14 protein-coding genes are annotated in these 13,481 nt (G+C 73.5%); 9 read left to right on the top strand and 5 right to left on the bottom strand.

Features of this window, described 5'->3' with window-relative positions:
- The first annotated feature begins 128 nt into the window (after nt 1-128).
- Entirely contained in the window at nt 129-1,478 is a 1,350-nt protein-coding gene (locus ACH4UK_RS24595) for a transcriptional regulator (protein ID WP_398359577.1), read from the top strand.
- Between the two features lie 85 nt (nt 1,479-1,563).
- A complete protein-coding gene (locus tag ACH4UK_RS24590; RefSeq protein ID WP_398359575.1) occupies nt 1,564-2,094 on the top strand; it encodes an NUDIX domain-containing protein in 531 nt (176 codons plus the stop codon).
- Nucleotides 2,095-2,128: 34 nt separating this feature from the next.
- Here ACH4UK_RS24590 and ACH4UK_RS24585 read toward each other — a convergent pair whose 3' ends face one another.
- Both ACH4UK_RS24585 and ACH4UK_RS24580 read right to left on the bottom strand, forming a co-directional pair.
- On the bottom strand, nt 2,129-3,307 hold the full coding sequence (locus tag ACH4UK_RS24585; RefSeq protein WP_398359573.1) for a cytochrome P450: 1,179 nt from the start codon (nt 3,305-3,307) through the stop codon (nt 2,129-2,131).
- Nucleotides 3,308-3,443: 136 nt separating this feature from the next.
- Nucleotides 3,444-4,304 carry a 3-hydroxybutyryl-CoA dehydrogenase gene (locus tag ACH4UK_RS24580; RefSeq protein WP_032793898.1) on the bottom strand — a complete coding sequence of 287 codons (861 nt, stop codon included), beginning with the start codon at nt 4,302-4,304 and terminating at the stop codon, nt 3,444-3,446.
- Between the two features lie 233 nt (nt 4,305-4,537).
- Here ACH4UK_RS24580 and ACH4UK_RS24575 point away from each other — a divergent pair, with 233 nt between their 5' ends.
- The gene (locus ACH4UK_RS24575; protein WP_398359938.1) at nt 4,538-5,812 is read left to right on the top strand and encodes a glycoside hydrolase family 10 protein; all 1,275 of its coding nucleotides are present in this window, start codon (nt 4,538-4,540) and stop codon (nt 5,810-5,812) included.
- A gap of 88 nt (nt 5,813-5,900) precedes the next feature.
- Here the strand turns inward: ACH4UK_RS24575 and ACH4UK_RS24570 are convergent, their stop codons facing one another.
- Nucleotides 5,901-6,110 (bottom strand): DUF1918 domain-containing protein, encoded by a 210-nt coding sequence (locus tag ACH4UK_RS24570; protein WP_398359571.1) that lies wholly within the window; start codon nt 6,108-6,110, stop codon nt 5,901-5,903.
- A 47-nt stretch (nt 6,111-6,157) separates the two neighbouring features.
- Nucleotides 6,158-7,186 (bottom strand): DMT family transporter, encoded by a 1,029-nt coding sequence (locus tag ACH4UK_RS24565; protein ID WP_398359569.1) that lies wholly within the window; start codon nt 7,184-7,186, stop codon nt 6,158-6,160.
- Between ACH4UK_RS24565 and ACH4UK_RS24560 the strand changes: the two genes are divergently transcribed.
- From ACH4UK_RS24560 to ACH4UK_RS24540, 5 genes are all read left to right on the top strand, one after another.
- Nucleotides 7,185-8,645, top strand: a complete 1,461-nt coding sequence (locus ACH4UK_RS24560) for a PLP-dependent aminotransferase family protein (protein WP_398359567.1) — start codon at nt 7,185-7,187, stop codon at nt 8,643-8,645. The two genes, ACH4UK_RS24565 and ACH4UK_RS24560, sit on opposite strands and share 2 nt — an antisense overlap.
- Before the next feature lie 67 nt (nt 8,646-8,712).
- Nucleotides 8,713-9,288 carry a histidine phosphatase family protein gene (locus ACH4UK_RS24555; protein WP_398359565.1) on the top strand — a complete coding sequence of 192 codons (576 nt, stop codon included), beginning with the start codon at nt 8,713-8,715 and terminating at the stop codon, nt 9,286-9,288.
- 132 nt (nt 9,289-9,420) lie between these two features.
- A complete protein-coding gene (locus ACH4UK_RS24550) occupies nt 9,421-10,590 on the top strand; it encodes a serine hydrolase domain-containing protein (protein ID WP_398359563.1) in 1,170 nt (389 codons plus the stop codon).
- 74 nt (nt 10,591-10,664) lie between these two features.
- Entirely contained in the window at nt 10,665-11,162 is a 498-nt protein-coding gene (locus tag ACH4UK_RS24545; protein WP_398359561.1) for a peptidylprolyl isomerase, read from the top strand.
- Nucleotides 11,163-11,349: 187 nt separating this feature from the next.
- Nucleotides 11,350-11,889, top strand: a complete 540-nt coding sequence (locus ACH4UK_RS24540) for a hypothetical protein (protein ID WP_398359559.1) — start codon at nt 11,350-11,352, stop codon at nt 11,887-11,889.
- A gap of 131 nt (nt 11,890-12,020) precedes the next feature.
- Here ACH4UK_RS24540 and ACH4UK_RS24535 read toward each other — a convergent pair whose 3' ends face one another.
- Complete coding sequence (locus ACH4UK_RS24535) at nt 12,021-12,425, bottom strand: DUF5997 family protein (protein WP_398359557.1); 405 nt, start codon at nt 12,423-12,425, stop codon at nt 12,021-12,023.
- Between the two features lie 58 nt (nt 12,426-12,483).
- Here ACH4UK_RS24535 and ACH4UK_RS24530 point away from each other — a divergent pair, with 58 nt between their 5' ends.
- Nucleotides 12,484-13,284, top strand: coding sequence for a LysR family substrate-binding domain-containing protein (locus ACH4UK_RS24530; protein ID WP_398359556.1), 801 nt, complete (start codon nt 12,484-12,486; stop codon nt 13,282-13,284).
- Nucleotides 13,285-13,481: the final 197 nt, after the last annotated feature.

Genomic DNA, 13,481 nt, shown 5'->3' with positions numbered 1-13,481 from the left:
GGGAGTTCATTCAACCGAGCCCGGGACCCGCGCGGCAGAGCGCACAGCAGGAGGGTTCGGGCATTCCGTTCACACCCCGTGTGAATCGTGCTCCACTAGGCTCATTGCGACACGCACCTGGGGGGACGATGGAGCCCAATGTCCTGCTCGAATCGCTGATCGAGGAGTCCGGTGTCTCCCGGGCGGGCCTGGCCGGTCACGTCAACCGGGCGGGCCTGACCCGCGGGCTGAGCCTGCGGTACGAACACACGGCGGTCTCCCGCTGGCTCAAGGGCCAGCGCCCGCGCGGGCAGGTGCCCGACCTGATCTGCGAGGTGCTGGCCGGCCGGCTGGGGCGGCCCGTCGGGCTCGACGACGTCGGGATGGGGGCCTTCGCCGCGTCGGGGACGGACACCGGCGCCGAGGGCGCCTCCCTCTCCGGGTTCGTCGAGCGGGCCACCGCCCTGTGGCGCTCGGACGAACAGCAGCGCCCGCACCTGGCCACCGTGCCCGCCGTCACGGGCACCCCGGCAGTGATGCCGGTCTGGGAGTGGGAGAACCCGCCGGAGGACACCGACGTCTCCCGCCCCGGACCCGGCCGCGTGAGCGCCGCCGACATAGCGATGCTCAAGGCGGCCCGCGACCACTACGAGCAGATGTACCGCAAGACGGGCGGCATCGCGACCAGGTCCCGGGTCGTCCGCTTCCTCAACGCGGAAGCCGCGCCGCTGCTGCGCGGCGGCTACAGCGACTCCCTGGGCCGGGCCCTGCACCGGGCGACGGCGGGACTGGTGGCGGTGGCGGGCATCTGCGCCTACGACTCCGACGCCCACGGCCTGGCCCAGCGCTACTTCCACCAGGCGCTGCGGCTCGCCAAGTCCAGCGGGGACCGGGGCCTCGGCGGCTATGTGATCGCCCTGCTGGTCACCCAGTCGCTGTTCCTCGGGGACTACCGCCGCTCCATCGCCTTCGCCGAGGCCGCGCTGCGGGCCGCCGGAGGGCACATCACCCCGGCCCTGGCCGCCGACCTGCACGCCATGCAGGCCAAGGCGTACGCCCAGCTCGGCGATGCGGCGAGCGCCCGCGCCTGTATCGGGCGGGCGGAGGCCCAGGCGGGCCGGATCCACACCGGCCGGGAGCCGGACGAGACGGGGTACGTCCAGCCGGGCCTGGTCGACGTCCAGGTGGCGGAGGCGCTGCTCGGGCTCGGGGATCTGCCCGCCGCCCGGGAGCACGCGGCCTCCGCGGTGCGCGCCCCGGCGCACGACCGGGGGCGCGTGCACCGTCTTGCGATGCTCAGTCATATCGAGCTGCTGCAGGGCGAGGCCGACCGCGCGGCCGGTACAGCTGCCGAAATGGCGATGCGGGCCCGGGGCATGGAGTCCCAGCGGCTGCGCGACCGGCTGCGGCAGGTCCGGCGCGAGCTGGCCGCGAGCGGGTGCGCCGACGCGGTGGGGACCACCGATCTCATCGACGAGGCGCTCCGCGTGCCTCTGTGAGCTCCGCCGACGCCCCGTCGTTCGTTCTCCCGGCAGTCGAGCCTGCTGGCATGTTGACCCCAACATGTCGAAAGGCGGCACAACCGTGCAGTGGACGAACTTAAGCGAACAGAATGTGTATCAGAACCCCTGGTTCCGGGTGAATCTGGCGGACGTTCAGCTCCCCGACGGCAGCCACCTCGACCACTTCGTCATCCGGCTGCGCCCCGTCGCGGCCGCCACCGTCGTCAACGAGGCGAACGAGGTGCTGCTGCTCTGGCGGCACCGGTTCATCACCGACAGCTGGGGGTGGGAACTGGCCGCGGGCGTCGTCGAGGACGGCGAGGACATCGCCGCGGCGGCGGCACGGGAGATGGAGGAGGAGACCGGCTGGCGCCCCGGTGAGCTGCGCCCGCTGCTCACCGTGGAACCGGCGAACGGTCTCACCGACGCCCGCCATCACCTCTACTGGTCCGACGAGGCGCACTGGACCGGGCCCCCGCAGGACGCCTTCGAGTCCTCACGCCGCGAGTGGATACCGCTCAAGGTGATCCCCGACATGATCGCCCGGGGCGAGGTGCCCGCCGCGAACATGGCGGCGGCCCTGCTGATGCTCCACCACCTCAGACTGGGCTGACGGCCCGGCCCCGGCCCCGGTCGACCTGGCGGTCTCAGAGCAGGACAGGAAGAGACGTCAGTCCGCGAACGAGTCGGGTCTGCCTCCAGACCAACTCCTCGGCGGACACGGCGAGTCGAATTCCGGGAAAGCGGGTCAGGACCGCGCGCAGGGCGATGTGGGCCTCGGCCTTTGCCAGGGGAGCGCCGACACAGCGGTGGATGCCGTGGCCGAAGCTGAGGTGGCCGGTCGCGTCCCGGTCCAGGTCGAGCCGGTCCGGGGCGCGGAAGCGCTCCGGGTCGCGGTTGGCGGCTCCGAGGGCGACCAGCACGGGGGCGCCCGCGGGGATCTCGGTTCCGCCCAGGGTGATGGCTTCCGTGGCGAACCGGAACGTGGAGGTGCTGACCGGCGCGTCGAAGCGCAGCAGCTCGTCCAGGGCCTGCGGGACGGCCTCCGGGCTCCTGCGCAGGCGGTCCAGTTCGGCCGGGTGCCGCAGCAGGGCCAGGGCGGCATTGCCGAGGAAGTCGGTGGTCGTCTCATGGCCGGCGATGAGCAGGAGCACGGACAAGGAGACCAACTCCTCCTCGTGCAGACGGTCCCCGCCGTCGCGCGCGGCGATGAGACGGTCCAGGAGCGAGTCGCCCGGCCTCAGGCGCTTCGACGCGATGAGGTCGGTCATGTAGGCGGCGACGGCGTACGAGGCGGCGTCGGCGCGGCCCGGCTCTCCGGCGGCGAACAGTTCGGCGGACCAGCGCTGAACCTGCGGCCGGTCGCTCTCCGGCACGCCGAGCAGTTCGCAGATCACCATGACCGGAAGGGGGACGGCGAGGTCGGCCACGAGGTCGACCGCCCCGTCGGCGGTCCAACGGTCCAGCAGTTCGTCGGTCAGCCGGGCGATGAAGGGACGGAGCCCGGCGACAGCGCCGCTCGTGAACGCCCCGGTGACCAGTCTGCGGAGCCTGGTGTGCCGGGGCGGGTCGCTGGCCAGCATGGTGTGCGCGACGGCGGGGTGCAGCCGGCGCTTCGAGTCCTTGCCGGCGAAGAAGGCGGCGGTGTCCTTGGAGAGCCGCTCGTCGCCGAGAGCCTGCCGGGCTTCCGCATATCCGGTGACCAGGTAGCTGAGGCGTCCGCTCGACCCGGATGGCACGGCCTGCACGGGGCATTCCGAGCGCATGGTCGCGTAGGCGGGATAGGGGTCGCGGGCGGAGTGGCTGTTCCCGGTGGCGTCGTTCATGGTGTCAGGCTCCCAGCGGCGAGGTGTACCGGTGGACAGCCGGTGACCGGACGCCGGTGGGCGGTGCAGCACACCCCTGCCCCAGGACCTGCCCGGCGCGCCCGGCGGCGTGAGCGCCGGGCCCGCGGGCGGACGGTCAGGCGTACGGGTAGAAGCCCGAGCCGGTCTTGCGGCCGAGGCGGCCCGCGTCGACCATCCGCTGGAGCAGCGGGGGAGCGGCGTACAGCGGCTCCTTGTACTCGGCGTACATCGAGTCCGCGACCGAGGCCACGGTGTCCAGGCCGATCAGGTCCGCGAGCTTCAGCGGGCCCATCGGGTGGGCGCAGCCCATCTCCATGCCGTTGTCGATGTCCTCGCGGCTGGCGATGCCCGACTCGAACATCCGGATCGCGGAGAGGAGGTACGGGATCAGCAGCGCGTTCACGACGAAGCCGGACCGGTCCTGGGCGCGGATCGGGTGCTTGCCGAGCACGTCCTGCACCACGGCCTCGGCGCGCGCGATCGTCTCGTCCGACGTGGTCAGCGCCGGGATCAGCTCGACCAGCTTCTGGACCGGGGCCGGGTTGAAGAAGTGGATGCCGATGACCCGGTCCGGGCGGGAGGTGGCGACGGCCAGCTTCACCAGCGGGATCGAGGAGGTGTTGGAGGCCAGGATCGCGTCCTGCCGGGTCACCACCTGGTCGAGCACCTGGAAGATCTCGGTCTTGACCTGCTCGTTCTCCACGACGGCCTCGATGACGAGATCGCGGTCGGCGAACTCCCCGAGGTCGGTGGTGAAGCTCAGCCGGCCGAGGGTCTCGTCCCGCTCCTCCGCGCTGATCTTGCCGCGTTCGGCGGCCTTCGAGAGGGAGTTGTGCAGACGGGTGCGGCCGATCTCCAGCGCCTCGCCGGTCGTCTCGGCGACCTTCACTTCGAGGCCGCTGCGCGCGCACACCTCCGCGATACCTGCGCCCATCTGGCCACAGCCCACCACTCCGACGCGTGCAATGTCGGCCATAGAGTCCGTCACCTCGTGCCTTTCGCTGTTCTCCGTATCGCAGGGTCCCGTGTGGTTCCGGTGCCCGCCTCGACCCCACGACGTTACTCCGCGCGCCGACGCGGACGACCTGCGGGTCATGACGGCTACGGATGGGCATGATGCGGTTACCCGCAGTTGTCGGAGCCGGGTGCGAGGACCGAGAAGAGAGGTGGACCAGGATGCGGCGTACGGGTGTGGGCAGGAGGGCCTTCGTGCTGAGCGCGGCCGGACTGCTGGCGGCGATGACCACGGCCGGTGACGCGGTCGCCGCCCCCGCGGGGCGGGGAAGAGGCGGCGGCGGGCGGCCCGGGGCGGAGGTGGGCAAGGTGCGCGGCATGTGGATCGCCACGGTCGACAACGTGGACTGGCCCTCCAAGCCCGGTCTGGCGGCCGCGCGGCAGGAGGCCGAGCTGTTCGCGTATCTGGACCGGGCCGTCGAGCTGCGGCTCAACGCGGTGGTGCTCCAGGTCCGGCCGACCGCCGACGCCCTGTGGCCCTCGCCGTACGAACCGTGGGCGGCCTGTCTCACCGGGACCCAGGGGCAGGACCCGGGCTGGGACCCGCTCGGCACGGCAGTGCGCGCGGCGCACGACCGGAGCCTGGAGCTGCACGCCTGGTTCAACCCCTACCGGGTGGCGAACCACGCCGACCCCACCCGTCTCATCGCCTCCCACCCGGCCCGGCTCCATCCCGGATGGCTCGTGCCGTACGGCGGGAAGCTCTACTACAACCCCGGGCTGCCGGAGGTCCGCAGCTTCGTCCAGGACGCGATGCTGGACGCGGTCCGCCGCTACGACATCGACGCGGTGCACTGGGACGACTACTTCTACCCCTATCCGGTGGCCGGGCAGGCCTTCGACGACGACGCGGCGTTCGAGCGGTACGGCGGCGGCTTCGCCGACCGGGCGGCCTGGCGGCGCGACAACACCGACCGGCTCGTGCGCGAGACGGCGGAGCGGATCCGGCAGATCAAGCCGCACGTCCGCTTCGGCATCAGCCCCTTCGGGGTCTGGCGCAACGCGGAGACCGACCCGCTGGGTTCGGACACCCGGGCGGGGGTGCAGACCTACGACGACCTGTACGCCGACACCCGTAAGTGGATCAAGGAGGGGTGGATCGACTACATCTGCCCGCAGATCTACTGGCACATCGGCCTCGCGGCCGCGGACTACGCCACGGTGCTCGCCTGGTGGAGCGAGACGGTCCGGGGCACGGGCGTCGAGCTGTACGCGGGCGAGGCGCTGTACAAGGCGGGCGACCCCGCCCAGCCGGAGGCCTGGCAGGACCCGGCGGAGCTCTCCCGCCATCTCGCCCTCGCCCGGGACCACGAGGAGGTGGGCGGCCATGTCTTCTTCTCCGGGAAGAGCGTGATGGCCGACCGGATCGGCGCGATGCGACGCGTGGTGGCCGACCACTACACGGACCGGGTCCGGCTCTATCCGGACCGGGGCCGCGCCCACCCGCACCGCGGCCGCCCTTCGGGGTGAGCCGGGGCCGGTCGTCGGGGCCGGTGTTCGGTGTTCGGGGTGAGGGCGCGGGGCCGGGACCCGGGCGGGCGGTCCCGGCCCGGCGCTCCTACCGCGGCGGCCCGTCCTTCGTCGCCTCCATGTGCTGGACGACGCTGTCGGGGCCCGGTGACATCAGGTGCTCGTGGCCGTCGTCGAAGCGGAGCCGGTAGGGGGGAGCGCCCCCGTCGCCGAGCACTTCGATGATCTCGGCGACCCGGTCGTGCTGTCCTACGGTCCTGCCGTGCATCAGCAGCCGGTCGCCCGTGTGTGCCTCCATCGGGAGCGACCTCCTCACAGGGGGAGACGGTGTCCGTGTCGACAAGTCTATGACCGTACGGTCCGGGATTCCCCTGCTGGGCGGCGGCCGGCCCGCTGGGTGGCGGCGATGCAGACGAGCACGGCCACCGCCGCGACCGGAGCCGCGGCCGACACCTCCTCGCCGAGCAGGAGGAAGGACCACACGAGCGTCAGCAACGGCTGGGCGAGCTGGAGCTGACTGGCGCGGGCGACGCCGATCGCCGCCATGCCCCGGTACCAGACGTACAGCCCGAGGAAGGTCGATCCGGCGGCGACCCAGACCAGGCCGAGGACGCCGTGGGCGTTCAGGTGTACGGGTTCGAGCGGCAGGGCCACCAGGCTGCCCGCCACCGCGAGCGGCAGACACAGGACCAGGGCCCAGCCGATCACCTGCCACCCCGGCATCACCCGGGCCAGCCGGCCGCCCTCGGTGTACCCGGCCGCGCACACCAGCAGCGCGCCGAACAGATACAGGTCGCCGGAGGTGAGGGCCCCGCCGCTCTGCTGCACGGTGAAGGCGATCACCACGGCCGCCCCGGCGAGGGCCGCGATCCAGAACGTGCGCGAGGGCCGCTCGCCGGTGCGCAGGGACCCCAGCACGGCCGTCGTCAGCGGCAGCAGGCCGACGACCACGGCCGCGTGCGAGGTGGTGGAGGTCTGCAGGGCCAGCGTCGTCAGCAGCGGGAAGCCCACCACCACCCCGCCCCCGACGACCGCGAGCCCGGCCCAGTGCCGGCGCGCGGGCAGCGGCACGCGCGCGGCCAGCAGCACACTGCCCGCGATCAGGGCGGCGAGCACGCTGCGCAGGGCGACCAGGGACCAGGGGCCGAAGCTCTCCAGACCCCAGGCCGTGGCCGGGAAGGTGAGCGAGAACGCCACGACGCCGAGCCCGGCGAGCACGGTGCCGCTCCGGTCGGCCGACGGCCCCGGAGCGGCACCGTGCGCCGACCCGTTCCCGGCTGCTGTCCGGGTGGCCGCCGGAGCGGTCCCCGGGGTGGTGGCCGAACCGGCGACCGCTATCGGTGAAGGCGGGGTAGCGCTATCCTGTGCTCTCATGCAAGAGCGTAGCAGCGTCGCCGAACTGGTCACTTCCCTGCGGGCCGAACTCAACCGCTACTCACCCGGTGGAAAGCTGCCGTCCAGCCGTGCACTCGTCGAACGGTTCCGGGTCAGCCCCGTCACGGTCTCCCGCGCCATCGCCCAGCTCGCCGCCGAGGGGCTCGTCGTCACCCGGCCCGGCTCCGGCGCCTTCCGGGCGGAACCCCGCGCCGGACTGCCCGCCCCCGGCGACACGTCCTGGCAGGAGGTGTCGCTGAGCGGCGACGGCGGCCCCGAGGTGGTGCCGCGCACCGTCGACGCCTCCGGGGTCCTGGTCACCCTCGCCGCACCGCCACCCGGCGTCATCGAGTTCAACGGCGGCTATCTCCACGCCTCGCTCCAGCCCGAGCGCGCGCTCGCCGCGGCCCTGGCCCGCGCGGGCCGCCGGCCGGGCGCCTGGGGCCGCCCCCCGACGGACGGACTGCCCGAACTGCGGTCCTGGTTCGCCCGGGAGATCGGCCCCGCCGTCTCCGCCGCCGACGTCCTGATCACCGCGGGCGGCCAGAGCGCGCTGGCCACCGCCCTGCGCGCGCTCGCCCCGCCCGGCGCCCCCGTCCTGGTGGAATCGCCCACCTATCCCGGGATGCTCGCCGCCGCCCGCGCCACCGGACTGCGTCCCGTCCCCGTGCCGATGGACGCCGACGGGGTCCGGCCCGAGCTGCTCGCCGACGCGTTCCGGGCCACCGGCGCCCGGGTCTTCGTCACCCAGCCGCTCTTCCAGAACCCCACCGGGGCCACCCTCGCACCCGCCCGCCGCCCCGAGATCCTGGCCATCGCCCGTACGGCCGGGGCGTTCGTGATCGAGGACGACTTCGCCCGCCGGCTCGTCCACGACGACGCGGGACCGCTCCCCGCGCCGCTGGCGGCCGACGATCCCGACGGCGTCGTCGTACACGTCTGCTCGCTCACCAAAGTCACCTCGCCGAGCCTGCGGGTCGGTGCGCTGGCCGCCCGCGGGCCGGTGCTGGAGCGCCTACGGGCCATCCAGGTCGTCGACAGCTTCTTCGTGCCCCGGCCGCTCCAGGAAGCCGCGCTGGAACTCGTCGGCTCCCCGTCCTGGGGCCGCCACCTGGCCGCCGTCGCCACCGAGCTGCGCCACCGCCGTACGGTCCTGGCGGCCGCCCTCGGCGGCGAGCTGCCGACGCTCACGCTGCCGCACCTTCCGGCGGGCGGCGGCAGCCTCTGGCTCCGGCTCCCGGGCGGCGGCGCGGGAACGGGCGCCGACGAGCCGGCCGTCGTCTCGGCCGCCCTGCGCGCCTCGGTCGCCATCGCCCCCGGGCGCCCCTACTTCTGCGCCGAACCCCCGGCCGGACACATCCGGCTGAGCTTCGCCGCGGTCTCCGGAGCGGCCGAGATCGCGGAGGGCGTCCGCCGCCTCCGTACCGCCTTCGACGGCCTTGTCGATCTTCCGGAGTAGCGGTCCGCCCGGACGCGACGGCGTAGGCCCTCTTGACCAAACAGGCGTTCGGCCCCACGATCCCGCCATGACGCTTCGGGTCTCCCTGGTCGCAGCGGCGCGCAGCTCCTCCCGGCTGGCCGAACGCTTCGACGACGACCGGCCGCTCGATCAGGCCGGCTGGCACGAGGTGCAGCTCGTCGCCCACACGCTCGTCCCGCTCGGCGCCGCCGAGCTGCGCTACTGCTCGCCCACCCCGCGCAGCCGCGCCACCGGGGACGCCCTCGGCTTCGCGCCGATGGCGCAACCGGCCCTGCGGGACTGGGAGATGGGCCGCTGGAGAGGGCTGACCCTGGGGGAGGTCACCGCCCGGGAACCGGCCGCCGTGGACCTCTGGCTCGCCGACCCGCGCAGCGCCCCGCACGGCGGCGAGTCGATGCTCGGCTTCATCGGCCGGGTGGGCGGCTGGCTGGACACCCGCCCGGCCGACGACGGCCTCGTCGTCGCGGTCGCCGAACCCGCCGTGGTCCGGGCCGCCCTCGTCTACGCCCTGAACGCCCCGCCCTCCGCGTACTGGAACGTCGACGTCCGCCCGCTGTCCACCATCACCCTCACCGGTCTCCCGGGCCGCTGGAGCCTCAGCCTGGAGGCGGGCATCCGCTGACCCGCGCGGGGGCCGTTCCCCGGCCGCCTCCGCGGTCCGGAACCACCGCGTCTTCCCTCCGGTCCGACCAGTCGGTACGTTACGGGTCGTCCGGTCCCGCGCCGGAAGCGCGACCGCGACGAGGGAGGCCCCGTGCCGCAGATCCACGGCCACTGCGACGACCGGTTCACCGGGGTCCGGGACGCGTTCGCGGAGAACTTCACGGACCGCGACGAACTGGGCGCGGCGGTGACCGTCCTGCTCGACGGCCGGCCGGTGGTGGACCTCTGGGGCGGCTGGGCCGACGCGGCACGCACCCGCCCCTGGGAGCGCGACACCCTGGTCAACGTCTGGTCCACGGGCAAGGGCCCGACCGCGCTCTGCGCCCATGTCCTGGCCGACCGGGGACTGCTGGACCTCGACGCCCCGGTCGCCGCCTACTGGCCGGAGTTCGCGGCGAACGGCAAGGAATCCGTCCTCGTACGCCACCTCCTCTCGCACCGCTCCGGAGTGGCCGGGCCCGACACCCCGCTCACCCTGGAGGAGCTGTACGACTGGGAGAGCGCCTGCGCCCGGCTCGCCGCCACCGCACCCTGGTGGGAGCCGGGAACCCGCTCCGGCTACCACGCGATCAGCTACGGATTCCTCGTCGGCGAAGTGGTCCGCCGGATCACCGGGCTGCTGCCCGGGGCGTTCCTCCGGCAGGAGATCACCGGGCCGCTGGGCATCGACTTCACCTTCGGGCTTCCCGAGAGCGAGACCCACCGGCTCGCCGAACTCGTCCAGGCCCGCCCCGACCGGGCCGCCCAGGCCGCCCTCCTGGACCGGATGACACCGGTGGCCGTCGCCTCCCTGCTCAACCCGCCCACCGGCCGGGCGGCCGCCAACACCCCCGCCTGGCGGGCCGCGGAGATCCCCGCCGCCAACGGCCACGGCACCGCCCGCGCGGTCGCCGCGCTCTACGGCATCCTGGCCGGACGCGGCAGCCTCGACGGCCGCCGGATCCTCTCCGAGAAGGCCGCGGCCCGCGTCGGCGAGGGGCAGGGAGCCTGCCGCGACCTCGTCCTCGGCGACGGCTTCGCCCACGAGACGGAGATCGGCCTCGGCCTCTGGCTGAGCGGTGCGAACCGCTCCTACGGCCCCGACCCGCGCGCGCTGGGACACGACGGCGCGGGCGGCTCCTGCGGCCTGGCCGACCCGGATGCCGGAGTCGCCCTCGGATACGTCATGAACCGGATGGGCTCCCGGCTCGCCGACGACCCGCGCAAGACCGCCCTGGTGAACGCCGTCTACGCGGCTCACGGGGAGACCGCCGGGAGGTGAGCGGAACAGGACATCCGACGTGCCGACCCAACCCGGGTTTCACCTGTGGTTGCCAGGAATGTGAGGATGTCACCATGACAACCAAGGTCTACTTCGACATCACCATCGACGATGCGCCCGCAGGGCGGATCACGTTCAACCTGTTCGACGACGTCGTCCCCAAGACGGCGGAGAACTTCCGCGCGCTCGCCACCGGCGAGAAGGGCTTCGGCTACGCCGGCTCGTCCTTCCACCGCGTCATCACGGACTTCATGCTCCAGGGCGGCGACTTCACCCGCGGCGACGGCACCGGCGGCAAGAGCATCTACGGCGAGAAGTTCGCCGACGAGAACTTCAAGCTCAAGCACGACCGCGTGGGCCTGCTCTCGATGGCCAACGCCGGACCGAACACCAACGGTTCGCAGTTCTTCGTCACCACGGTGCTCACCCCGTGGCTGGACGGCAAGCACGTCGTCTTCGGCGAGGTCGCCGACGACGACAGCCTGGCCCTGGTCCGCAAGATCGAGGCGCTCGGCTCCTCCAGCGGCAAGACCCGCGCCAAGGTCACCATCGCCGAGTCCGGCGCTCTCTGACCGAACCGGCAACCCGACGGGCCCGTGGCGGGCCGTTCCACCGACGTACGCGTCGGCGGGGCGGCCCGCCACGGGCCCGTGGCATGTCCGCGGTGGTCCACCGGGCCGGCGCACGGTCCGGTCGTTTCCTGGCGCCCGCCCCCGCAGTCGGGCAGAATTTGAGGTGTTCACGACCGGGGGGAACACCATGCGTCGCACCGATGCCGCACGAGAACTGGGCGGATTCGTCCGCGAGCACCGCACCGACGGCGCCAGACGTCTGCGCCTGGCCGGGATCCTGCTGGTGGTGGGGGCCGTCGGCACCGCCTTGGGGGTGCCCGTGACCATCGCCTCCATCAACACCACCGAGGGCGCGCCCGAACTGGCGGGACTGCTGCTCGGGGTGGGGCTGGTGGGACTGGGCCTCGGGGGGTGGCGCCTGACGCAGGCCCTCCGCACGCGGGAACAGTGCTTCGACGTCCACGAGCGGGGGCTGACCCATCGGATCGCGGGCACCGCCACCCTGATTCCCTGGACGGACATCGTGCGGGTCGGGGCCGCTTCGGCCGAGGACGGACGCCCGATGGCCGAGGCCCGGGGGATGGGCTTCGGCTTCGCCATCGAACTGAGCAGCGCGGAGAAGATCCGGGTGGACACGTTCACCGAGGACGCCCGGGAACTGGCCGCCACGATTCACCGTGCGGTCAGCCTGGGCGAGTTCCCGCGGGGCCGCGGCCGCCGGCCCTGACGGATCGCTCCGGCGCGCGGCGGATCGAGCGAGCGGATCGTCGCTACGGGATGCGGATCGTCGCTACGGGGATCCGGGCGGGGTTCCGGGCATGCCGTACGCGGCCGGCTCCCGGCTCCCCGCAGCGGGGATCAGGCTCGCGGTTCGCCGGACTGCGCGGCCCGCTCCGCGTTGCGCTCCTTGATGCGGGCGGTCTCCTTGCGCACCTCGGCCTGCGTGCCGCGCTCCTTCTCGAGCCACTCGGGCATCTCGTCCTTCAGCGCGTCGATCTGCTCGGTGGTGAGCGCCTCGGTGACCCCGCCGCGGGCGAGCCCCGCGATGGAGATGCCGAGCTTCGTGGCGACGACCGGGCGGGGGTGCGGGCCGGTGCGGCGCAGCTCCACCAGCCAGGCGGGCGGGTCGGTCTGGAGGGCGTTGAGCTCGGTGCGGGAGACGGCACCCTCCTGGAACTCGGCGGGGGTGGCCTGGAGGTACACACCCAGCTTCTTCGCCGCCGTGGCGGGCTTCATGGTCTGGGCGGTCTTGTGCGACGTCATGGGTCCAGGGTATCGACCATGGGACATACCTCCGACCACCGACCGGTAGCCTTGTTCCGTGACAGGCTCGGACCTCCCCTCATCCTTCAGGCTCGCGTACGTTCCCGGCGTGACGCCCACCAAGTGGGTGCGGGTCTGGCGCGAGCGGCTGCCCCGCACCCCGCTGGAACTCGTCCAGGCCACCGCCGCCGAGGCCCCGGAGCTGCTGGCGGGCGGCGGCGCCGACGCCGGTCTCGTACGGCTCCCGGTCGACCGGAGCGCCCTCAGCGCGATCCCCCTCTACACCGAGACGACCGTCGTCGTGATCCCCAAGGACCATGTCGCGACCGCCGCGGAGGAGGTGTCGCTCGCGGAGCTGGCCGACGAGATCGTCCTGCACCCGCTGGACGACCTCCTCGACTGGGAGACCCTGCCCGGCCGCCCCGCCATCGAGCGCCCGGCGACCACGGCGGACGCGATCGAGCTGGTGGCGGCGGGCGTGGGCGTCCTCCTCGTCCCGCAGTCCCTGGCCCGCCTCCACCACCGCAAGGACCTCACCTACCGGCCGGTCCCCGGGGCCCCCGAGTCGCGCATCGCCCTGTCCTGGCCCGAGGCGGAGGTCACCCCCGACCTGGTGGAGGAGTTCATCGGGATCGTCCGGGGGCGCACCGTCAACAGCACCCGGGGCCGCGCGGCCACCCCGCCGCGCCCGACGGCGAAGGCCAAGGACAAGGCCAAGGAGAAGGACAAGGGCAAGCGGGCCGGCGCGGGAGGCGCGGGAGGCGGTGCCCGGCACAAGCCCGCGGCGGGCCGGAAGCCCGCCCCGGGCGGCCGGGCCGGCGGCCAGAGCGGCAAGCGCGGAAAGCCGCGGGGCCGGTAGCGCACCGGGCCCGGCGGTCGGCACCCCTCGCCCGCAGCGCCACCCCACGCCGGTTGTCTCGTTGATGGGACAACCGTCGTATGCAGGGGAGCGTCCGTCCGATGCAGAACATCCGCAGGCCGATGCAGAACATCCGCGGGCCGTTGCCGAGCATCCGCGGGCCGTTGCCGGACACCCGCGGGAGCCGGCGCCTGGGC

It is taken from the genome of Streptomyces sp. NPDC020884, from assembly GCF_044333935.1.
Taxonomy (GTDB): domain Bacteria; phylum Actinomycetota; class Actinomycetes; order Streptomycetales; family Streptomycetaceae; genus Streptomyces.
This window is presented reverse-complemented; position numbering and strand designations above follow the sequence as displayed.

Coding starts and splice junctions, on each gene's coding strand:
- ACH4UK_RS24595 (WP_398359577.1), top strand. CDS start 129: ATGGAGCCCAATGTCCTGCTCGAATCGCTGATCGAGGAGTCCGGTGTC.
- ACH4UK_RS24585 (WP_398359573.1), bottom strand. CDS start 3,307: ATGAACGACGCCACCGGGAACAGCCACTCCGCCCGCGACCCCTATCCC.
- ACH4UK_RS24555 (WP_398359565.1), top strand. CDS start 8,713: ATGACGCTTCGGGTCTCCCTGGTCGCAGCGGCGCGCAGCTCCTCCCGG.
- ACH4UK_RS24560 (WP_398359567.1), top strand. CDS start 7,185: ATGCAAGAGCGTAGCAGCGTCGCCGAACTGGTCACTTCCCTGCGGGCC.
- ACH4UK_RS24535 (WP_398359557.1), bottom strand. CDS start 12,425: ATGACGTCGCACAAGACCGCCCAGACCATGAAGCCCGCCACGGCGGCG.
- ACH4UK_RS24580 (WP_032793898.1), bottom strand. CDS start 4,304: ATGGCCGACATTGCACGCGTCGGAGTGGTGGGCTGTGGCCAGATGGGC.
- ACH4UK_RS24545 (WP_398359561.1), top strand. CDS start 10,665: ATGACAACCAAGGTCTACTTCGACATCACCATCGACGATGCGCCCGCA.
- ACH4UK_RS24540 (WP_398359559.1), top strand. CDS start 11,350: ATGCGTCGCACCGATGCCGCACGAGAACTGGGCGGATTCGTCCGCGAG.
- ACH4UK_RS24570 (WP_398359571.1), bottom strand. CDS start 6,110: ATGGAGGCACACACGGGCGACCGGCTGCTGATGCACGGCAGGACCGTA.
- ACH4UK_RS24565 (WP_398359569.1), bottom strand. CDS start 7,186: ATGAGAGCACAGGATAGCGCTACCCCGCCTTCACCGATAGCGGTCGCC.